The sequence below is a fragment of the Romboutsia sp. D33t1_170424_H2 genome, from assembly GCF_015669105.1.
Taxonomy (GTDB): domain Bacteria; phylum Bacillota; class Clostridia; order Peptostreptococcales; family Peptostreptococcaceae; genus Romboutsia_C; species Romboutsia_C hominis.
Genome location: NZ_JADOZQ010000008.1, coordinates 76,707 through 97,944, shown reverse-complemented (window position 1 = coordinate 97,944; position 21,238 = coordinate 76,707). Strand labels below are relative to the sequence as shown.

Sequence of the window (21,238 nt, the reverse complement as noted above, 5' to 3'; positions counted from 1 at the left end):
ATATTTTAATGAAGGGGGAGAGTAATATGAAAAAAGTATATATTATAACAACATATACAGGTACAGTATTATCGTTTCTTATAAGACGTATAAGTAAAACCCCATATGCACATGTATCAATATCTTTAAATGAACAATTAAGACCTATGTATTCATTTGGAAGGTTAAATCCTAAAACTCCTATATTTGCAGGGTTTGTGGAGGAAAATATAAATGAAGGTTTATACGCTATAAGAACTAACACTATGTGTCGTGTTTACTCGTTAGATGTTACTGATGAACAATATCATAAATTATACAAGAATATAATGAATGTAAGTGAAAATAGAGAACAATATGATTATGATGTAAAAGCACTTTTATATCTAAGCATAGATAGACCTAGAGAAAAAGAATTTAAATATGTATGTTCACATTTTGTTGCTGATATGCTAGAAAAAAGTGATATAGATATTATGAATAAGCCTTCCTATGAAGTAAGGCCTAATGATTTTTATGATTATAAAGGTTTAGTGCTAGAATACGAAGGATTACTTTCTAAATACTACGATAGAAATAAAAATGATATGTACTTAAGAAGAACAGTTAATGCATAAATACCTCTTATTTTAAAGAGGTATTTATTTTTTTACAACAAATGGATATAATGTAATTAAATACAAATAATAAGAAAGGGAGTATTTAATGGTAAAGAAAATAAAACCGTACATAATATCACTTATAGTCATTTTGATATATTTAATCATAAAACTACCAGTTTTAAGTTTTGACTTCATATCATTTACATCAACACTTATACTATTTTTTGGTTTATCAGGCATATTAGACATGATGCTTGATAGGTCAGAAAAGACTTCTAAAATGGCAAAATACAATTTTTTTATAGCTATAATACTTATAGTTTATAATATAGCTGTTCCATTTATAACATCTTCACCAATACTTCATTCCAAATCATATAGAAACTTATTAGGAGAGGTTAAGGAAAGCACCTTTACAAAAGATGTAAGTCCTGTAAGTGTAGCAGATATTCGTTTAGTAGATGAAGATATGGCTATGAAATTGGGAGACAAAAAAGTTGGAGAAGTACCAGCATTAGGAAGTGTTGCTAAACTTGGTAAATTTCATATACAAAGTGTAAATGGAAATTTATATTGGGTGGCACCACTTGTACATAGAGATTTAATAAAATGGATAACATCCATGGATGGAACTAACGGATATGTAATGGTATCTGCTAGTAATCCTCAAGATGTAAGATTAGTTCAAAAGATAGACGGGAAACCTGTTAAGATAGTATATCAACCAGAAGCATATCTACATCAAGACTTACACAGACATATGTATTTAAAAGGAATTGTAAATGTAGGTATGACAGATTTTACACTTGAAATAAATGATGAAGGCAGACCTTATTGGGTTACAACATTATACAAACATGATATAGGATATAGCGGTGCTAATGCTATTGGGGTGGCTACAGTAGATGCAGAAACTGGAGAAACTAAGAGGTATAATATAAAAAATGCACCAAAATGGATAGATAGAATACAGCCTCAAGAATTTGTAACAGATCAAATAAATGATTGGGGATTATATGTGAAAGGATTTTTAAATTCTGTAATATCAGAAGAAGGCGTTTTGGTTCCAACTGAAGGAACATCTTTAGTTTACGGAAATGATGATAAATCATATTGGTATACAGGGATAACTTCTTCTGGTGGAGATGAATCAACTATAGGGTTTATGTTAGTTGATACTCGTACTAAAGAAGCTAAATTATATAAACAACCAGGTGCAACAGAAGCAGCAGCTATGAGATCTGCAGAGGGTAAAGTTCAAGAGAAAAACTATGAAGCAACATTCCCTGTGATGTATAATATACTTGGAACTCCTACATATGTTTCATCTTTAAAAGATAAAGCAGGATTAGTTAAGATGGTTGCATTTATATCAGTAGAAGACTTTAGCATATTAGGGCTTGGAGAAACAAAAGAAGAAGCACTTAGGAATTATAGAGAGGCACTTTCTTCGAAAGGAAATAATATAAAAATAGAAAATGATACAACAACAGAAATAGTAGAGGGTACTGTATCTAGAATTAGCCCAGATGTAAAGTCAGGGAATACTTTCTATTATCTGACTTTAGAAAATAATGGTGATAAAGTATTTAATGCAACATCAAAAGTATCTATAGACTTACCACTTACTCAAGTAGGAGATAAGGTTAAAATAACTTACCAAAAAGGGGAAAAGGGATTTGTGGATATAGTTGAATTTGATAACTTAAGTATAGGTAACATGACTAAAGAAAATAAATGATTTAAGTTAGAAGTAGCAAATTTGCTACTTCTTTTTAGTTTAATTAAATATAATATTTGAATTTTTAAATAAATCACCTAAAATTTGTAAATTTTATAGTACTTGCTTAATATAATAATATATGACCTTTAATATCAAATAACTTCAAGGAGATAGACAATATGCTTGGGATAGAAAAAGAGATATTGATTTTAGTAAGTAGAGTTAGGTGTATGACGGAAAATCAATTTGGAAAAGTTTTTGGGACAAGGAAGAAATTCAAAAAAAAATCTTTTAAAAAAACTTTAAGAAAGATGTGCAATGATTATACACTTAGAAAGTATCCATGTAATATAAATTATTCAGGGTATAAAGACAATTCATATGTATATTACCTAAATGGAAGTAAACAATACAAAGGTAAAGAACTTATAAAGGTAGTTGTTGGATCAGAAGTGGCAATCAAACTAAATAATAATGGATATGATATAAAAAGATTCTATAGAAATATATCAGTAGGAAATTCAAAGTATGATTTATTTGTAGAATATATTGATAAATATGGAGATATAAAGCAAATCTTGATAGACATAAAAATAGATGAGAAATTAAACACTTCTAAGTATGAAAACATGGATGAAAAAATAAAAAAATCAACAATACCTTTTTTTGAAACTCCAAAAGTATTAGTTATAACAGGGGAAGAAATAGATGATTTACAAAGAAGTAGGGTAAATAAGTTAGATGGTGAAGTTGAAATAGTAGATATATTTTTAAATAAATTGTTTAGATATATATAAAAGATTTGTATTTATATATAATATAGTATTTAATATTAAAAAAGTGTAGATATTTATTATGCCTACACTTTAAATATGTTTAATCATATTTTTAATAATATCAAATATACAACACATTACAGAAAGTTATTAATTAAAGTGATAATAGCTAAAAAGTTAGGTTTCTAAATGAATATTTACAACACTTTAGCTAAAAATAAAACAAAAAAGTTTTTTAAAATATTAATTTCGATATTTTCTCCTATATGAACAACAAATATGATAGAATTATTACTAAATAATAAGGAGGGATTTAATGAAATTAAAATTAATTTTACTATTATCATTGATATCAATTGTAATGGTAGGTTGTTCTAAAGAAGACGATGATTTAGTTAGTCAGGGAAAAGTTGCTTTAGAAAAACATGAATATGATAAAGCTAGGGACATATTAGCAGATGCATTACAGGTCGATAGTGCAGATGATGAGGCCAGAGCTATGTATATGCAAGCTGTTAATATGGAAAAAGCTAATGAATATGAAAATCAAGGAAATTATAAAAAAGCGATAAAAGAACTTGAACGTATAGAAGATATAAAAGATGGTTCATCAAGTATTAAAAATGAGGCATTAACTAAGAAAAAAGAACTTATAAAATTAGATGAAGAGTATCAAAAAGCTCAGAAAGAAAGGAAAGAAAATGCAAAAGAAGCTTCTAAAAAAGGTGTAATTTATGCACAAAAGCAAGTTTCAAGTATTCAAGCTATAATACTAGCTAAAGAAGAGGAAAATAGAAGAAAAGAAGCTGAAGAAAAGCAAAAAGAAGAGCAAAACTCAAAAGAAAATATGGAAATAACACAACCAATAGTTCCTAATCAACCGGGAACACCTCCTATAATCCCTTCAACAAATCCAGATACTCAACCTATTCCTCAAACTGTAGAACAAAAAATACGAACTATAGTAGATAAAATTTTAAAATAAGGTTGTATAGTACAATAAATAGCTATGATTCAAATCATAGCTATTTATTGTACTTAAATTGTAAATTTTATTTCATATAGATAATATAAAAGAATATTTAATTGATGAAAATTCTTATTTTGAATCTTTAATATTTATCTGATTGTTTATGTATTTACCCAAACAAATTTTTATTAATGCTGCAAAAGGAACAGATAAAAAAACACCTAATATACCAAATAATGGTCCTCCTATAAGTACTGCAGATATAACCCAAAGTGGACTAAGTCCAACCTGATCTCCCATAATCTTAGGTCCGATTATATTTCCATCTATTTGTTGAAGAATAAAAATAAATATAAATACCCAAAATGCCTTAAGGGGACTATAAAGAAAAGTCATAGAAATAGGTAGTATAGCTCCTATAAACGGACCGAAATAAGGTATTATATTAGTTAAAAAAATTATAAATGATAAAAATATAGCATTATCAATTTTAATTATAAACTTAAATCCTAAAAAAGCTAGTATTCCTATTATTAATGAATCTAATATTCTACCAACTATATAATGATAAAATATATAATTAAAGGTTTTAAAAAATTCTAAAAAAGAATTAGCTTTTTTAGTAGTGGTAATAGCGTATAATAAATTTTTACAACTTAGTATTATATTTTCTTTATCATATAAAATATAAAAAGACAATATAATACCCATTAAAATATTAAAAAATAAAGAAGTTATACTAAGTATATAATTTAAGATATCAGTAGAAGTTTTTGAAGATAAATTATTAAGTTCTTTTAATAGTATATTTAATCCATCTTCTATTTTATATATCAATAGTTTTAATATATCTAAATGAGATATATGCTTAGTAAGTACTGTATGTAAAGTATTTATACAATAAGGTATCTCCTTTAATAAAGTGCTCAATGTATTTATTAAAGAGGGGATTATCATATTAGCACAGATAGATACTAACAAAAAAATACCAATATAAGATATTAAAAGACTTAAAATTCTTTTAATATTAAACTTTTTTTCAAGAAATACCATAAATGGGTTTATCAATAGAGAAAATAAAATACCTATAAAAAAAGGACTTAAAATCATGAATAAACCCTTTATATTAGATAATAAATTTTCTGGTGAATCTATAAACTTATATATAAGTATAGTTATAAAAGCTATAAATACATAATACTTTATATTTTCCTTTGAAATCATAATATTCTCCTTAAAAATGTACTTAAATTAGATATATTAATAGTATTTCATATAAACGAAAAAAAATTAGGGTTTTGTTTTTAACAACAATGTATTATTATATATAATTGTAATAATAAAAAGTCTTATATTAGTGAATTATTAGCATGATAAAATATTAAAGAGAAGGTGTAATATGAGGATAAATAAATATATAGCGTCTTGTGGTATAGCATCAAGAAGAAAAGCCGAAGAACTTATACATGATGGTAGAGTTAGTGTAAATGGGAAAATTATAACAGAATTATCATTTCAGGTAGATGAAGCTAAAGATATAGTAGAAATAGATGGAGAAAAAATAGTACTAGATGAAAAAGAAGTATACATAGTTTTAAATAAGCCAGAAGGATATATAACAACAGTAAAAGATCAATTTGACAGACCAAGTGTACTTGATTTAATAACTGATATAAAAGAAAGAATATATCCTGTTGGAAGACTAGATTATGAAACTAGCGGATTATTACTTCTTACTAATGATGGTGATTTAACATATAAATTAACTCATCCAAAACATGAGATAGATAAAACTTATATGGCAATAGTAAAAGGTGTACCAACTAATGAAGAAATAGAAAACTTTGAGAAAGGTTTGTATATAGAAGATTATAAAACAGCACCTGCTAAGTTTAAAATAGTAAAAATAAATGAAGAAAAAAATTATTCAATATGTCAAATAAAAATACATGAAGGTAGAAATAGACAAGTAAGAAAGATGTGTAGAGCTATAAATCATCCAGTACTTAGACTTAGAAGAGTTGCTATGGGTAAAATAACTTTAAAAGAAACTGAAGTAGGAAGCTACAGACACTTAACTAGTGATGAGATAAAATACTTAAAGGGTATAAAGTAGGTGAATTATGATAAAAGCTAAATATCTAACTAAGGTAATAGACATAAATAAATTGTATCTAGAACAAATAATAAATGAGGGAGATATAGTTGTAGATGCTACTATGGGTAATGGTTACGATACAACATATCTTGCTAAGAAAGTAGGAAAAAATGGTTTTGTATATAGCTTTGATGTTCAGGAAGAAGCTATACAATCAACATCTAAAAAGTTAGAAAAAGAAGGTTTATCTTCTAGGGTAAAACTTATTTTAGATGGTCATGAAAATATGGACAAATATATTGATAAAGAAATTTCATGTGTAGTATTTAATTTGGGGTATTTACCAAGAGCCAAGCATATGATTACAACAAAACCAAATACAACAATAAAGGCTATAGAGAATAGTTTAAAGCTACTTAAGCCTCATGGTGTAATAAGTCTTGCAATTTATACAGGGCATGAAGGTGGATTAGAAGAAAAAAATCATGTGTATAATTTTGTTAAAAATTTAAATCAAAGTGAATTTAATGTATTAGAATGTAAATTTATAAATCAAATAAATAATCCACCAGAGCTTATTTTGATAGAAAAGAAAAAAGAGTATTAAGCCATGCTTTAAGCATGGTTTTTTAGCTGATTTATTTCTGAAAAATTTTTTTAAAAGAATTAATTATATAATGTTAGATAAAAATAAAATTATATACATTTTTTATATAAAATCTTAAAATGAATATTTAAAATATATATGTAAAAGTGGTATAATAATAATTGATGCTCAATCAGAAGTTAAAAATAAAGAAAATTTGAATATAGAATCATTTCTAAAAGAATATAGAAATTTTAGTAATATATAAATTATAAGGAGAAAGAAATGGAAGATACTAGAGACTTAAAAGATAGTAAAAAACTTATCTCAGACATACAAGCACAATATCCAAGACTTAGTAAAGGACAAAAGCTAATAGCTCAATATATACTATCAAATTATGATAAAGTAGCTTTTATGACAGCTTGCAAATTGGGGGAAACAGTAGGAGTTAGTGAATCTACAGTAGTAAGGTTTGCAAATGCACTAGGTTATTCTGGATACCCTAAACTTCAAGAAGCACTACAAGAACTCATAAAAAATAAGCTTACAACAGTTCAAAGAGTGGAAATGGCAAAAGAATATTCAGATGATAGTACAATACTTAATAAAATACTAAAAGGTGATATAGATAATATAAAATCAACACTAGAAACAATAGATGAAAAAGCATTTGAGGAATCTGCAAATAAGATACTTAAGGCCAGAAAAATATATATATTAGGTATGAGAAGTTCATTTACTATAGCTCAATATTTAGGCTTTTACTTAGATATAATACTTGATAACGTTCATATAATAAGAATGGATATGGGGGACGCATTTGAGCAAATAGTAAAAATAAATGAAGAAGATGTAATAATAGCTATAAGCTTCCCAAGATATTCTAAAAAGTCATATCAAATAGTAAGTTATGCTAAAGAAAAAGGAGCTCATATAATATCATTAACAGATAGCTTATTTGCGCCAGTTGCATCTTTAGCAGATGATGTATTATTAGTAAAAAGTAATATGGCATCATTTGTTGATTCACTAGTACCTGCATTAAGTATAGCGAATGCTTTAATCGTATCTGTTGGTATGAAAGAAAAAGAAGACATAAAAGAACACTTTAGTGATTTAGAAAAAATTTGGGATCAATACTCTGTTTACGAGTAGAATACATTCTATAAGCAATATACTTTCTCAGTAAACTTGGGTATATTGCTTATTTATTTTTTATATTGAATATTATTTAATAGCAGTAAACTAGCTAGCAATAAACTGACATTTATATAAAAACTGACAATTATTTAAATAAAATATTACTAAGATTTTTAGAAGTCTCTTTGTCCATTTCTTCTAAAACATGACTATACTTATTCATACTAATCTTAATATCACTATGTCCTAATCTATTAACAACAGTTTTAATATTTGTTCCAGATAATAACTCTAATGTAACGTTTGTATGTTTCCTCTTTAGTATAAACATGTGCTTCAAATTCATCTTTTTATATAAAATTACATGTATTCTCATTGATCTCTTTTAATCTATAACTTTCAGATAATACAGCCCTTAAAACAAAATGCATTAGCTCAGAATTGAATTTTAGACTTAGAACAAAATGAAGAAATCTTATATGATAAAGAAATATATATTAGAAGTTATACAAAAAAGACTAGAAAAGCAACAGTTAAAAAGAAATGTGAAAATAGAATACTTAATTCCTTTATTAATATTTTTTGTGTAGATTTACCAGGAATACATTTTATATGTTTTTGAAAGTTATCAAGTATTTTTATTAATTCTTAGCTGTTACAGGGTGATCTTCTAATAAGTTTATTATGTCAACTATTTCAGAGTAATTAGGTTCTATAAAGGTCAAAAAGTTAAATTTTTTAAATGATTTTAGATAATTTAACCTTTCAAATAATAATTTCATATTTGCACTTCTTATTTTTAAGAGTGTCCATCCTCTTAAATCTTAAATTTAACGTTTTATTTTCCTATTATGATGATTTAATAAAAATGTCCCCTTTTTATAAGTATAATTATTTTTTCTTAACCTATTGAATAAATGTAATATTCTACTCAATGTGTTTTATATGATAAGAAATAAATTATAAAAAATATTATACAAACATTTAATAATTTGCTTTTAGATTAAAAAATCATATTATTATCTAAAATGATTCATATGCATTTACTGTATAACTGGCTTAATTTATATCTAATCTTATGATTAAATTAATCATGGATAGATCGTACTTCAGTGGTCCATTATAGTCTATTGATATATAAGTATACGTCATATCTTATCGAAAAATTTGATGCTTTATGTTTTTTAATTGAACATGCTCACAAAGTGTCTAAAGAATGAAAATTATATATTAAATTGATATTATATTCTCAAAATTTATAGAGAACTCAGAATGATTATTTATAAATCTTATCTATGAAAATAAGATCAATTTGATTATTTACTATTATTAAAAACTATTAAAATCACTATATATATACCAGCATTAAAAAATAAATTCACGAATTTAAACATAGAGAGGATAGATGTTAATGAGATTAAGTAGAAGAGATCTTTTAGATAAAGTTTTAGAATATAGTTTTGCTTGTATAGAATTAAATTTATATTTAGATAATAATCCAGAAGATAAAAACGCTTTAAATTCATACAACCAATATAGCGATAAGTATGCTTAAGCTAGATATGATTAGATTTTTAGGAGAAAGGGAAGTAGTACACTATCAAAGATTTGGCGAGGCATTAATGGATGTTTACGACTTTACAGAATATAGACAATAATTCTAATAAAATACTAAATAAAAAAATCTTATATATTAGCTACATTTTATCTTAGTAAAATATAATTAGCAAATCAACTTGGAGCAATTAAAGTACAAATAAATGCAAGAATGCTATTTTAGCTTCTTGATCTCTTATTAAGTGGATGTAGTGTAAAAACATTTCAAGGGCTAAGTAACCAGTTTGAAAAGTATAATTACAGTGCATTTGTTGCAATACTCCCAGAGTAATAGTTTGGGAGTATTTTTATGTACTTCTACATATATTTATATATAAATTTTAATACAAAAGGCCAAAGACAAAATGTATAAACTTTGGTCAGGTCACTTACGTCCAATTATACTAGTTGTTCATATATACTAAACAAGTTTGTAGCTCTATGCTTATATATTTACTTGTAGAATATAAGTGTATACTAAGCATATGCCAAAAGTTGTATGTCATATTGTAAAAAGTAAATTATATATTTATATTTTCTAGATGATAATTACAATATTCTATTTATGAATGGATTTAAAATAAACAATATACTTATTTTGGTATATTGCTTATTTTTTTAGTTTTTAAGTACTATATAATCTTTTAAGTTTATAAATTATTTATATACATTAAAATGCTTTAAATATACTTCATCTTTTTCTTTCTTAGAGCGAGTATCGAAAGGATTGTTTATAAGTGCTTTTACATATAAACTAGGATAATTATAACTTAAATAATTGATATAATGACACCACATATAAGTTAGATATCGATAAACTTGAGATATATCACTTTCCAAATGCTCCTTTTCATATTCTTTAATATCTATATTGTATCTAGTATCAATTTCTTCTTTTAAGTGAAAAAGTGCCATAATAGTTTCTGTAAAAGTTTCGTGATCGTGTAAATATTCATTACTTATTAAAATTACAAGTAAGTTCTTGCTTTCATGAAGAGAATCTTTTATTACAGTTAAGTCAATATTATTTAAATCAATTTTATAGTCATATTTAGATGTAATTAATTTAATATTTTTAAAATAATCAACATCATTTATTAGTCTATCTAAATCAACCATATTTCCAATATTACTAATATTTTTATCACAAATAGTAAACTGATTCAGTAATTTAGTTCCTATCTCTGTAAAGAATACGCCTATTAGTAAACTAAGCTTTTCTACTATATGCGCTCTTTCTCTTTTTTCTAGTAATTTGTCTATAAATAATGTTGTGAAAAATACTTCCATAGGTATAAAGGCTATATCTGCAAATAAAAATATCAAAGTGTGATGAGCATCTTTAAATATTAAGTAATGTATATAGTGCAAAAATAGTGACAATAAAATAAGAAATGCACCTATTAGTATATTTTCATTTTTAAATTTATTCATTATATCCTCCAGCTTTTAAAATTAAATACTTCATTTACATATAGAAAGTAAGTAATTATGTATTTAATAATTTTTGCCAAAGTTAATGATGATATACATTTTTAGTTAAGATAAATTTTACCTAGTATTACAAGATAACTATATTTTTAATTTATTTGAATTATCTCTCAGGTACTTTCTTTTATTTTTATAATTTGGTATTACACTTTCAACTAAGTTCCAAAACTCTTTTGAATGATTCATATGTTTTAAATGACATAACTCATGCACTAATACATAATCAATAATATCAATAGGCGCTAAAAATATCCTCCAGTTTATGTATATATTACCTAGAGAAGAGCAAGTCCCCCACGTAGTCTTTTGTTCTTTAACTTTAATATTTTCAGGATATATATTTAAAATTTTAGAGTATATATTTAATCTTTCTTTAATTTTTTTATTACCAGAAGTTATAAACCATTCTTTGAGTAATTCATAAATCACATTACGTCTATTTGATATACCTATATGAGAACTTATGTCTACTATAAACTCATTTTCTTTTAAATATATACTATTTTTAGATAAGAATTTATTATTATTAATTCTTAATGTATATGGACTTCCAAGGTAATAAATATTATCCCCATCTATAAGTTCAAGTTTTTTTGTACTAAAATTTATCTCATCAAGTTCATGTAATTTATTTAATATCCAATGAATCTTAGATTTTAATAAATCATTAATATGGAAATTAGATATATCACTTGGTGAAGTTACAGTAACTATACCAGGATATTTAACTTTAATATAAATATTTTTTATATTAGATTTTTTTATTATAGAATATTTTATAGAATTATTTTTGTATTTAATTTCATGCAATGGCTTAATCCCCCAAATAAATGTATTAACTTTATTTTACATAAAAAAATGGATTATTAATATAAAAATATGTTGACAATACTACAAAAAGATAATAAAATCATTAGAAATAAACAATTTAAATAGTCTACGTATAATCCCAATAATATGGTTTGGGAGTTTCTACCAAGAACCTATAATTCTTGATTACGAAGGAGTTTTACTTGATTTTAATGTATAAACTTCTTTGTGATCAAGAATTTTTTTATACAAAAAACTAAAAATATAAAACATTAGGGAGGCAATTTATTATGAGAAGATTACCCAAAATAGAACTACATTGTCACTTAGATGGGAGTGTTAGACCACAAACAATAATAGATATAGCAAAGAGGGAAAATATAGAGATACCTTCATATAAAGAAAATGAAATAAAAGAATTGGTAATGATAAAAAAAGATTGTGCATCGCTTAATGAATACTTAGAGAAATTTGACTTACCAAATAAAGTAATGCAAAGTAAAGTAAGCTTAAAGCAAATAGCTTTTGAACTTTTAGAAGATGCACAAAGAGAAAATGTAAAATATATAGAGGTTAGGTTTGCACCACTTTTACACACTAATAAAGGACTAAGTGTAGAAGAGATAATACAAAGTGTAATAGACGGAATAAAAGAAGCTCAAAATATATATGATATAAAGGGTAATGTAATATTATCTTGTTTAAGAACTATGAGTGTAGAAGATGGACTTAAAGTTGTAGAAGCAGGGAAAAGATTTATAAATAAGGGAGTAGTAGCTATAGATTTAGCAGGATGTGAGGAAGAAAGATTTTGCAATAAATTTAAACCTGTAATAGATAAAGCTAGAGAGTATGGATATAATGTAACAATACATGCAGGGGAAGCTGCAAGTGGTCAAAATGTTATAGATGCTATAAATTTACTAGGTGCAAAAAGAATAGGCCATGGTGTTAGAATAAAAGATATGAAAGAAGCTTATGATTTAGTAAAATCAAACAAAGTATATCTTGAAATGTGCCCAACAAGTAATATTCAAACTAAAGCAATAGATGATTTTAATAATTATCCATTATATGATTTTTATAAAGATGGAATATATGTAACGTTAAATACAGATAATCGAACAGTATCTAATATAGATTTAACAAATGAGATAGATTTAATATTCAGGAAGTTTAATATTAATAAAATAGAGTATAAAAATATATACTTAAATACAGTAGAAGTAACATTTTCTGATGAAGAAACTAAAAACTGGTTAAAAAGCTTTATATAAATAAAGACCACTTCTTGGCTAGATAAATTATCCAAGAAGTGGTCTTTATTTGAAATAATTTATTATAGTTTAATAAATTATTCTACAAGTAGAATATGACTACATTTTTTTAGGTTCATCATAAGTAGTACCAAATGTATCTACTTTAATTGACTCTATAACTACTTTTCTAGTAGGCATATCATTTTTGTCAGTCTCAACATTTTCTATTTTAGAAACTACATCTATCCCGTTAACAACCTTACCAAAAGAAGCATATTGGCCGTCTAAGTGAGGAGAATCCTTAGTCATTATAAAGAATTGACTTCCAGCACTATTTTTATTTTGACTTCTAGCCATAGATAATACTCCTTTAGTATGCTTTAAATCATTTTTAAACTTATTCTTAGTAAATTCTCCATAAATACTATATCCAGGGCCACCCATACCAGTGCCATCAGGGTCCCCACCTTGAATCATAAAGTCTTTTATTACTCTATGAAAAGTCAAGCCATCATAAAAACCATTATTAGCTAAGTATATAAAGTTACTAACTGTATTTGGGGCTATATGAGGGTATAGTTCAGCCTTAATAGTTCCAAAGTCTTTAAATATTATAGTAGCAATAGGAAGCTTTTCAGGTGGAGTTCTAACCTCATCAGCCATTTCATCATTTGAAGAACATCCAACTAAAGCTAAAGCTCCTGCAACTAAAGCTCCTATAAAACCTTTCTTTGTTTTAGTTCTCATAAAATCACCATCCTAATTAAATTTTAGTCGTTTTATTATAGCATAAAAAAATTAATAAAAGATTGATATATCTATATTTTTCCAATATGAATTTTTATTTTAGCATTATATATAAATTACTACATATAATATGTAAAATATTTATATATAAACTAAAAATACTTTTTACATTATGGAGGTAAAGACATGAAAAAAATACAAAAATACATATCAATACTTTGTATAGTATTTTTATTTTTAGTTATATCAGTTAATATAAATTCTTATGCAAATGAACCTATAATGGAGTACAAATTTACCGTAGAGCAACAAAAAGTAAAAAGAGCAGAGTTTATATTGAGAATCTGTATAGAAAAACTTAGACAAGAAAAAGTATTAAGTAACACAGATGCTAAAGCTATAAACAAATATATATCTGATAAAATGGAAAATAAAAGATATGAAGCTCATATCAATAACTATAAATATCAAAAAAATGCACTTAAAATAAAAAATGTAGATAATATTGTATCTAAAAATATAATAACGAAGGAACAGGGAGAAATATTGAAAAAAGAATTATCAAAGTATAATCTAAATAATTTAGAATACTAAAATGATATGTAGAAAATACATATAAAATAAGGTACTATAAAATGGAAAGGGGGGGATATAATGAAAAAATATAAAAATATAATATTTGATATTGATGGTACTATATTAAATACAGCAAATATGAACATATATCCATTAATCAAGCTAATTAAAGAAGAAAAAGAAATAGATATGACATATGAAAGTCTTTTATTTGCCTTGGGTCTTCCAGGAAAGAAAACTTTAGAGATATTAGGTTTTAATAATATTGACAAATCTTATGAAAAATGGGTTCAGTATGTAAATGAATATGAAAAAAAGGCAACACTCTATGATGACATTAAAGATATTATAAAACATATGCACTCTAAAAATATAATATGTGGCATTGTAAGTTCTAAAAATAAGTCTCAATATGAAATTGACTTTATGCCTACAGGACTTCATGAGTGTATGAATGCTATAGTATTAGAAGAAGATACAAAATATCATAAGCCACACCCAGAACCACTAAAAAAAGTAATGGAAATACTAAATATAAATCCATATGATACATTATATGTAGGGGACTCCATATCGGACTATAATTGTTCTAAGAATTGTGAAGTAGACTTTGCTTTAGCTTTATGGGGCGCTGTAGATAAAAATATAAATGCAACTATAAGTTTAAATGAACCTAGTGATATATTAAATTTTATATAAAGATAAAATAGATTATGGTTATATAACCATAATCTATTTTTATTATTTAAATTTATTTGTATACTTTTTATTTTTCTCATTTTTAAACATCTTAGATCTTTTTTCAAAAGAAGGACAAGTACCTTCTAACCTTTTTTTAGTAGTATTAGTCATTTTGACATTACTCTCTGAATTAAATTCTAAACTAGTATTTTTCTTCATAACAATTTTTCTACTATCATATCTTTATAGTTAGTATGTCTATATAATTTATAAAATATTTATTGTGAAAGTATATAAAATCATATTTATAAAAAGTAAAAAATGTTGACTTCCATAATAAAAAGAGTATTATATTGTTAGTACAAAAATAGAAATTTAACGAAATAAGAGGTGAAAATGTTGCATAAAATTAAGGTTCACATCAAAGAAAGTAGCTTGATATTAATTTCCTTTCTAAGATGGTTTGTGCTAGCATCTATATCTGGTGCTGTAGTTGGATTAGTAATATCTTTATTTTTAAATTGTTTACAATTTGCAACAAGTACAAGAAAATCTAATCCTTGGCTCTTATACCTACTTCCATTAGGAGGAGCATTAGTAAGTTACTTATATGCCAAGTTTGGAAGAGACTCAGCTAAGGGAAATAACCTTATAATTGAAAGAATTAATGAAGGTCAAGGCCATATACCGTTTAGGATGGCTCCACTGGTATTTTTTGGAACATTTATTACTCATTTATTTGGTGGATCAGCAGGTAGAGAAGGTACTGGAGTACAAATAGGTGCAAGTATTTCAGCAAAGATAGGTAGAATACTAAAATTAAAAGGACTAGATTATACAATATTAATAATAAGTGGAGTTAGCAGTGGTTTTGGAGTAGTGTTTGGAACACCTATAGCAGGTACCGTATTTGGACTTGAGGTAAGCTCTATTGGCAAAATGAGATACGAAGCTATAATACCATGTTTTGTATCAAGTTATATTGGAAATTTTATAGCTAAATTACTTAATGTTCACCACAGTCATTACAATGTAGTTGATGTTATAGGTGGCGTTGATGTATTTTTTAAGGTAATATTGTGTGCGGCTTTATTTGGTCTTACTAGTAAACTATTTGCAGAACTTACACATGAATTAAAGAAATTTTTTAGCAAAAAAATACCAAATTCAACTTTAAAAAGTTTTATAGGCGGAATAATAATTATAATTATTGTATTAATACTTGGAACCAGAATATATTTAGGATTAAGTTTGGATTTACTAAGTGATTCATTTACAACAGTAGTTTCTAAAGATTCATTTATAATAAAACTAGTATTAACTTCACTTACTTTAGCTGTAGGTTTTCAAGGTGGTGAGGTAACTCCATTATTTGTAATAGGTGCTACACTTGGAAATTTACTTGCTGGAATAGTTGGATTACCTATTTCATTTTTAGCAGGTATGGGTATGATAGCTGTATTTGCTGGAGCAACCAAAACTCCTATATCATCATTTATAATGGGAATAGAGCTATTTGGTTCTTCGAATATAGAATATCTATTTATAGTTTGTGCAATAAGCTATGTGTTTGCAGGTAGAAGTACTATATATACATCTCAGAAAAATTCATTATTTAAACCAGATGAAGAAGATATATATACTTAAAGAGAATATATGATAATATAAGAATACATATTATTAAAAGGTAGGGAAAAATATGAGTAAAAAGGGTAATATTTTAATAGATTCACTTTTAGAAAAAGGGAATATTTATAAGTTAAAATGTAATAAATGTAAATCTATATCAGTTCAAATTACTGAAAATAAAGAGCCAGATTATAAATGCTCTGATTGTGATGGAATATATACGATAATTAAATAATATCCATGTAAAATGAAAGGAAAAAGTACTTACTAAAGTTAAATAACTTTAGTAAGTACTTTTTCTAATTTTATTCTCTAATAAATAATATTAAATTAAAAAATATATATGTAAATAGTACTTTTTATTTAAAACATTTAGAACATGGACTGTAACCTTTATTTAAAGCTTCTTTTTCAGTCAATTTTATAGCGCCCTTCATTCCATGAGAAGTTCTTGATTTATGATAGGAGTTAGACTTACTATTACCACCATTAGCATATACTACATTTTTATCATTTGAATTTATAGTATTAGAACTTTCCTCTTCATTTATCTTAGACATATCATATCCTTTATCAGTTACATACCCATTAATTGACCATATATTCAACTTATTAGATTTAGCTTCGCTTTGAGTTTTATTTAGTGCATCAAGATGTTTAGTTTGGTTGTATATATAGCCAACTCTTGCTAATCCTTCTTCTACAACTCTTTCATTATACATTTCTAATTTTTTGTGTTCAGGGCATGTATACCATAAATATCCAAGATATCTTCCATATTTATCTGTTGAAGTTTTTCCATCAAGTTCAAAGTAAACAGTATCTCCTTTTTTTAGCAATGATTTAGCAAATTCAGAAGCTTCCGGACCATATTTTTGTACACCAATATTTGGATGCTTAGTTTCTGGAGTATCTATTAATAATAATCTAGTATCAACTTCTTTATTATTAGGAAGTATTATTTCAACTGTATCTCCATCTACAACTCTATCAACAGTAGCTTTTATTACATCTTTAGAATTTACATCTAAACTTTGACTTACATTACTCTTATGATTAGAAATTTGACTATATAATACTTTAGAATTAGAAGTTTTACTAGTACATCCTGCAAAAAACAATGGTATTGATATTACAATAGATAGTAAACTTCTTTTATATTTTAGTTTTTCTAAAATTTTCATTTAATTCACCTCTTTTACATACTTTATATATAATACTATTTATATTAAATTTAATGCAACTATTTTGTAGTAAAATGATGAAATTTGTTCATGAAAATTTAAAATACTTTATATAAACTATAACAAATAAAAAATTTCATATATGTAAAAAACTTATCTTGTTTATCATTTAACTCTTTTTCTTTTTTTATCATAATATCTTTTACTTGTTCCTTACTTAAATTAGTTTTAGCTACTATATCTGTCATGTCTACATTATTATTAAGAAGCTTTTTAGCATATTCTATAGTTTTTTTGTATTCATCTTTTCTAAAGTTGCTCATATAGTATATCCTTTCAAATAATAGATTTATCTATAAAAAGATTTTTAACCTATACAAAATTTGTGCCTAAAAATGTTTATATAAGGATATAATGGGTATATAGTCATTAAATAATATTATATATAATTTAAAATTTAGATAAACTAAAACTTTTAGGAGGATACAAATGTCAAATTGTAGTTCATGTCCATCAAAATCAAGTTGTAAGAGCCAATCTACTTGTAATATAGAAAATAATCCAAAAAATAATATAAAAAAAGTTATAGGTGTTATGAGTGGTAAAGGTGGCGTTGGTAAATCAACTGTAACAGCACTACTTGCTAAGAAATTAAATAAAATGGGATATAAGGTTGGGATTCTTGATTCTGATATAACAGGACCTAGTATTCCAAGGCTTATGGGAGTATCAAATGAGAGAGCTATATCTCCAAATGGTAAAGATATATACCCTGTAATAACTAAAGAAAATATAAAAACTATGTCTGTAAACTACATGGTAGATAATGAAAATCAGCCAATAGTTTGGAAAGGTCCATTAATAGGAAATACTGTAAAGCAATTTTATAGGGATGTTATGTGGGAAGATTTAGATTATTTATTAATAGATATGCCTCCAGGTACAGGAGATGTAGCACTAACTGTTATGCAGTCTATTCCTTTAACTGGAATAGTAATGGTATCAGTTCCTCAAGATATGATATCAATGATAGTTGCCAAAGCTGTTAATATGGCCAAAATGCTAAATATTGATATATTAGGTGTAGTTGAAAATATGAGCTATATACAATGCCCTGATTGCGATAAAAAAATAAAGTTATTTGAAGGAGAAGAAACTGAAAAATTCTTGAGTGAAATGAATTTAAAGTTACTTGGAGAACTTCCTATGACTAAAGAAATAATAAATATAACTCACAATGGAGTAAATGAAATAAGTATGGAATTAGATAGTATACTAACAGGTATAGTGAATAATATAAAATAATTAATAAAAATAAAGCTGCTAAATTAGTAGCTTTATTTTTATTTTAAATCTATAATCTAATATATAATTAAGATAAGGGAGATGACTATTATGAAGCTTATAGATTTACATTGTGATACAATAGATAGATTGTTGGAAGAAGATAAAGATTTATATGAAAATAATTTTTCTGTAGACATAAAAAAGTTAAGAAAATCAAATTCTATTTTACAAGTATTTGCATTATATTTTGACCTAAATAAATATAGGTTAGATCCATATAAAAGGTTTGAAGACATGTATGAAAAATTTAATAAAGAGATAATTAAAAATAGGAAGTATATAGGTCTAGTAACAAGTTATCAGGATATAGTATCTAATATTAATAATAATAAAATATCAGCAATTCTTTCAATCGAAGAAGGAGGAGCTATAAATGGAAATATAGATAATTTATATAAAATACATGATAAAGGTGTTAGATTAATAACATTAACTTGGAATTATGAAAATGAAATAGGTTATCCTCATAATAATCACGATTTTAGATACAATTCTTTAAAGCCATTTGGGAAAAAAGTAGTTGAATGCATGAACGAACTTAATATGATAATAGATGTCTCTCATTTAAATGATGGAGGGTTTTATGATGTAGCGAATATATCTAAAAAGCCATTTGTAGCATCACATTCAAATGCTAGAAGTATAACTAATGTAACTAGAAATCTAAGTGATGATATGATAAAAATATTAGCAAATAGTGGTGGTGTTATGGGAATAAATTTCTGTAGTTATTTTACAGGAAAAAGCTCCATAACTAAAATAGATGATATAATATATCATATAAAACATATAGCAAATATTGGTGGAATAGATGTAATTTCTATAGGAAGTGATTTTGATGGAATAGAAAATGCAGTCGAAGTTTATGATATAGGTGAAATGGAAAAACTTTATTACTCACTAAAAAAAGCTGGATTTAAAGAATGTGAAATCGATAAAATGATGTATAAAAATGCATTAAGAGTTATAAAGGATGTTCTCTAGAAAGTTTTAAAAAGAATAGATTAACATAATATAAATCTAAAGAATATCATACATTAAAATGAGTTTTAGGAGGTATATTATGAAATATGCTAGCTATAAAAAAGGAGTTATAATTGATATAACTAGTTTTGAAAACGGTGAGTATATATTTATAACTATAGGCGAAGAGCCAGGTAATATATACACTTATACAAGGCTTGTATATTCTGATAAAACTTTAATACTAGATAACGAGTATAATGAAATATCTGTTAAAGATTTAAATATAGGAGACTTTGTAGTCGCATATCATTCTAACATTATGACCTTAAGTATACCACCACAGACTAATGTATGTATAATTGAAGTTAAGTAGTCATATAAGGAGACAAAATATGAAAAAGCTAATGATTATAGAAGATTCAAAGACTATAAGAGAAGAGTTAAAAGCATTACTTAATAGATATGGTTATGAAGTATTTGCATCAGACAAGTTTGAAAATATAATAAAGGATATAGAAAATGAAAAACCACATTTGATATTATTAGATATTAATTTACCTATATATGATGGATTTTATATATGTAGAGAGATAAGAAAAATTTCTAATATACCAATAATAATAGTTACAAGTAGAGACAATGAAGTAGATGAACTTATGAGTATAAATTTAGGTGCAGATGATTTTGTAACTAAACCTTATAATACACAAATACTTTTAGCACGTATAAGTTCTGTATTAAAAAGAGTTTATAATGATTCAGAAAATATGGATATTCTTGAATTCAAGGATTTAAGTTTAAACCTATCAAAGGGAACTGTAAAATCATCTATAGGTTCTTTAGAAATTAGTAAAAATGATATAAAGATATTATCTTACCTTATAAAAAACAAAGAGAAAATAGTAACTAGAGAAGAATTAATGAACTACATGTGGAATTCAGACTTATATGTTGATGATAATACACTATCTGTAAATATAAATAGACTTAGAAAAAAATTAGAAGAAATAGGTCTTAAGGATTATATAGAGACTAGAAGAGGACTTGGGTATATAATGAAATAAAAAAGTGTAAC

Annotated in this window: 26 protein-coding genes and 1 riboswitch; of the genes, 17 read left to right on the top strand and 9 right to left on the bottom strand. The window is 25.4% G+C overall.

Annotation, left to right across the window (positions count from 1 at the left end; all coding sequences use genetic code 11):
* Positions 1-26 precede the first annotated feature (26 nt).
* From I4U66_RS10460 to I4U66_RS10445, 4 genes are all read left to right on the top strand, one after another.
* Entirely contained in the window at positions 27-596 is a 570-nt protein-coding gene (locus I4U66_RS10460; RefSeq protein ID WP_092925932.1) for a hypothetical protein, read from the top strand.
* Between the two features lie 88 nt (positions 597-684).
* Positions 685-2,322, top strand: coding sequence for a hypothetical protein (locus I4U66_RS10455; RefSeq protein ID WP_092925930.1), 1,638 nt, complete (start codon positions 685-687; stop codon positions 2,320-2,322).
* A gap of 161 nt (positions 2,323-2,483) precedes the next feature.
* The gene (locus I4U66_RS10450) at positions 2,484-3,101 is read left to right on the top strand and encodes a hypothetical protein (protein WP_092925928.1); all 618 of its coding nucleotides are present in this window, start codon (positions 2,484-2,486) and stop codon (positions 3,099-3,101) included.
* A gap of 295 nt (positions 3,102-3,396) precedes the next feature.
* Complete coding sequence (locus I4U66_RS10445; protein WP_092925926.1) at positions 3,397-4,065, top strand: tetratricopeptide repeat protein; 669 nt, start codon at positions 3,397-3,399, stop codon at positions 4,063-4,065.
* A gap of 114 nt (positions 4,066-4,179) precedes the next feature.
* Here I4U66_RS10445 and I4U66_RS10440 read toward each other — a convergent pair whose 3' ends face one another.
* The gene (locus I4U66_RS10440; protein ID WP_092925924.1) at positions 4,180-5,274 is read right to left on the bottom strand and encodes an AI-2E family transporter; all 1,095 of its coding nucleotides are present in this window, start codon (positions 5,272-5,274) and stop codon (positions 4,180-4,182) included.
* 175 nt (positions 5,275-5,449) lie between these two features.
* On the opposite strand from I4U66_RS10440, the gene I4U66_RS10435 reads away from it, so the two are divergent.
* The 3 genes from I4U66_RS10435 (at position 5,450) to I4U66_RS10425 (ending at position 7,892) form a co-directional block, all read left to right on the top strand.
* A complete protein-coding gene (locus I4U66_RS10435; protein ID WP_092925922.1) occupies positions 5,450-6,166 on the top strand; it encodes a pseudouridine synthase in 717 nt (238 codons plus the stop codon).
* Between the two features lie 7 nt (positions 6,167-6,173).
* On the top strand, positions 6,174-6,755 hold the full coding sequence (locus tag I4U66_RS10430; protein ID WP_092925920.1) for a tRNA (mnm(5)s(2)U34)-methyltransferase: 582 nt from the start codon (positions 6,174-6,176) through the stop codon (positions 6,753-6,755).
* 264 nt (positions 6,756-7,019) lie between these two features.
* On the top strand, positions 7,020-7,892 hold the full coding sequence (locus I4U66_RS10425) for a MurR/RpiR family transcriptional regulator (RefSeq protein WP_092925918.1): 873 nt from the start codon (positions 7,020-7,022) through the stop codon (positions 7,890-7,892).
* 130 nt (positions 7,893-8,022) lie between these two features.
* Here I4U66_RS10425 and I4U66_RS10420 read toward each other — a convergent pair whose 3' ends face one another.
* Complete coding sequence (locus I4U66_RS10420; protein ID WP_242871324.1) at positions 8,023-8,253, bottom strand: integrase; 231 nt, start codon at positions 8,251-8,253, stop codon at positions 8,023-8,025.
* A 265-nt stretch (positions 8,254-8,518) separates the two neighbouring features.
* Positions 8,519-8,659 carry a hypothetical protein gene (locus I4U66_RS10415; protein ID WP_176698682.1) on the bottom strand — a complete coding sequence of 47 codons (141 nt, stop codon included), beginning with the start codon at positions 8,657-8,659 and terminating at the stop codon, positions 8,519-8,521.
* Positions 8,660-9,288: 629 nt separating this feature from the next.
* On the opposite strand from I4U66_RS10415, the gene I4U66_RS10410 reads away from it, so the two are divergent.
* Positions 9,289-9,432, top strand: a complete 144-nt coding sequence (locus tag I4U66_RS10410; RefSeq protein ID WP_092927473.1) for a spore coat protein CotJB — start codon at positions 9,289-9,291, stop codon at positions 9,430-9,432.
* A gap of 698 nt (positions 9,433-10,130) precedes the next feature.
* On the opposite strand, the gene I4U66_RS10400 is transcribed toward I4U66_RS10410, so the two are convergent.
* Both I4U66_RS10400 and I4U66_RS10395 read right to left on the bottom strand, forming a co-directional pair.
* Positions 10,131-10,907 (bottom strand): hypothetical protein, encoded by a 777-nt coding sequence (locus I4U66_RS10400; protein WP_092925916.1) that lies wholly within the window; start codon positions 10,905-10,907, stop codon positions 10,131-10,133.
* Positions 10,908-11,045: 138 nt separating this feature from the next.
* The gene (locus I4U66_RS10395) at positions 11,046-11,774 is read right to left on the bottom strand and encodes a M48 family metallopeptidase (RefSeq protein WP_176698681.1); all 729 of its coding nucleotides are present in this window, start codon (positions 11,772-11,774) and stop codon (positions 11,046-11,048) included.
* A gap of 109 nt (positions 11,775-11,883) precedes the next feature.
* Positions 11,884-11,983: riboswitch (purine riboswitch) on the top strand.
* Positions 11,984-12,064: 81 nt separating this feature from the next.
* Between I4U66_RS10395 and add the strand changes: the two genes are divergently transcribed.
* Positions 12,065-13,051 (top strand): adenosine deaminase, encoded by a 987-nt coding sequence (gene add / locus I4U66_RS10390; protein ID WP_195928840.1) that lies wholly within the window; start codon positions 12,065-12,067, stop codon positions 13,049-13,051.
* Positions 13,052-13,150: 99 nt separating this feature from the next.
* On the opposite strand, the gene I4U66_RS10385 is transcribed toward add, so the two are convergent.
* The gene (locus tag I4U66_RS10385) at positions 13,151-13,696 is read right to left on the bottom strand and encodes a peptidylprolyl isomerase (RefSeq protein ID WP_242871358.1); all 546 of its coding nucleotides are present in this window, start codon (positions 13,694-13,696) and stop codon (positions 13,151-13,153) included.
* 270 nt (positions 13,697-13,966) lie between these two features.
* Between I4U66_RS10385 and I4U66_RS10380 the strand changes: the two genes are divergently transcribed.
* Complete coding sequence (locus I4U66_RS10380; RefSeq protein WP_195928838.1) at positions 13,967-14,374, top strand: hypothetical protein; 408 nt, start codon at positions 13,967-13,969, stop codon at positions 14,372-14,374.
* Between the two features lie 60 nt (positions 14,375-14,434).
* Entirely contained in the window at positions 14,435-15,055 is a 621-nt protein-coding gene (locus tag I4U66_RS10375; protein WP_195928836.1) for an HAD family hydrolase, read from the top strand.
* A 42-nt stretch (positions 15,056-15,097) separates the two neighbouring features.
* On the opposite strand, the gene I4U66_RS10370 is transcribed toward I4U66_RS10375, so the two are convergent.
* On the bottom strand, positions 15,098-15,256 hold the full coding sequence (locus I4U66_RS10370; RefSeq protein ID WP_166505383.1) for a hypothetical protein: 159 nt from the start codon (positions 15,254-15,256) through the stop codon (positions 15,098-15,100).
* Between the two features lie 177 nt (positions 15,257-15,433).
* On the opposite strand from I4U66_RS10370, the gene I4U66_RS10365 reads away from it, so the two are divergent.
* Entirely contained in the window at positions 15,434-16,684 is a 1,251-nt protein-coding gene (locus I4U66_RS10365; protein ID WP_202819469.1) for a chloride channel protein, read from the top strand.
* Between the two features lie 52 nt (positions 16,685-16,736).
* A complete protein-coding gene (locus I4U66_RS10360) occupies positions 16,737-16,901 on the top strand; it encodes a hypothetical protein (RefSeq protein WP_166505384.1) in 165 nt (54 codons plus the stop codon).
* Positions 16,902-17,025: 124 nt separating this feature from the next.
* On the opposite strand, the gene I4U66_RS10355 is transcribed toward I4U66_RS10360, so the two are convergent.
* The gene (locus tag I4U66_RS10355) at positions 17,026-17,850 is read right to left on the bottom strand and encodes a thermonuclease family protein (RefSeq protein WP_092925907.1); all 825 of its coding nucleotides are present in this window, start codon (positions 17,848-17,850) and stop codon (positions 17,026-17,028) included.
* A 98-nt stretch (positions 17,851-17,948) separates the two neighbouring features.
* Complete coding sequence (locus I4U66_RS10350) at positions 17,949-18,173, bottom strand: hypothetical protein (RefSeq protein WP_092925905.1); 225 nt, start codon at positions 18,171-18,173, stop codon at positions 17,949-17,951.
* A gap of 166 nt (positions 18,174-18,339) precedes the next feature.
* Between I4U66_RS10350 and I4U66_RS10345 the strand changes: the two genes are divergently transcribed.
* The 4 genes from I4U66_RS10345 (at position 18,340) to I4U66_RS10330 (ending at position 21,227) form a co-directional block, all read left to right on the top strand.
* The gene (locus tag I4U66_RS10345; RefSeq protein WP_092925903.1) at positions 18,340-19,155 is read left to right on the top strand and encodes an Mrp/NBP35 family ATP-binding protein; all 816 of its coding nucleotides are present in this window, start codon (positions 18,340-18,342) and stop codon (positions 19,153-19,155) included.
* Positions 19,156-19,245: 90 nt separating this feature from the next.
* Positions 19,246-20,181 carry a dipeptidase gene (locus tag I4U66_RS10340; RefSeq protein ID WP_092925901.1) on the top strand — a complete coding sequence of 312 codons (936 nt, stop codon included), beginning with the start codon at positions 19,246-19,248 and terminating at the stop codon, positions 20,179-20,181.
* 79 nt (positions 20,182-20,260) lie between these two features.
* On the top strand, positions 20,261-20,536 hold the full coding sequence (locus I4U66_RS10335; RefSeq protein WP_092925899.1) for a hypothetical protein: 276 nt from the start codon (positions 20,261-20,263) through the stop codon (positions 20,534-20,536).
* A gap of 19 nt (positions 20,537-20,555) precedes the next feature.
* Positions 20,556-21,227, top strand: a complete 672-nt coding sequence (locus I4U66_RS10330) for a response regulator transcription factor (RefSeq protein ID WP_092925897.1) — start codon at positions 20,556-20,558, stop codon at positions 21,225-21,227.
* Positions 21,228-21,238 lie beyond the last annotated feature (11 nt).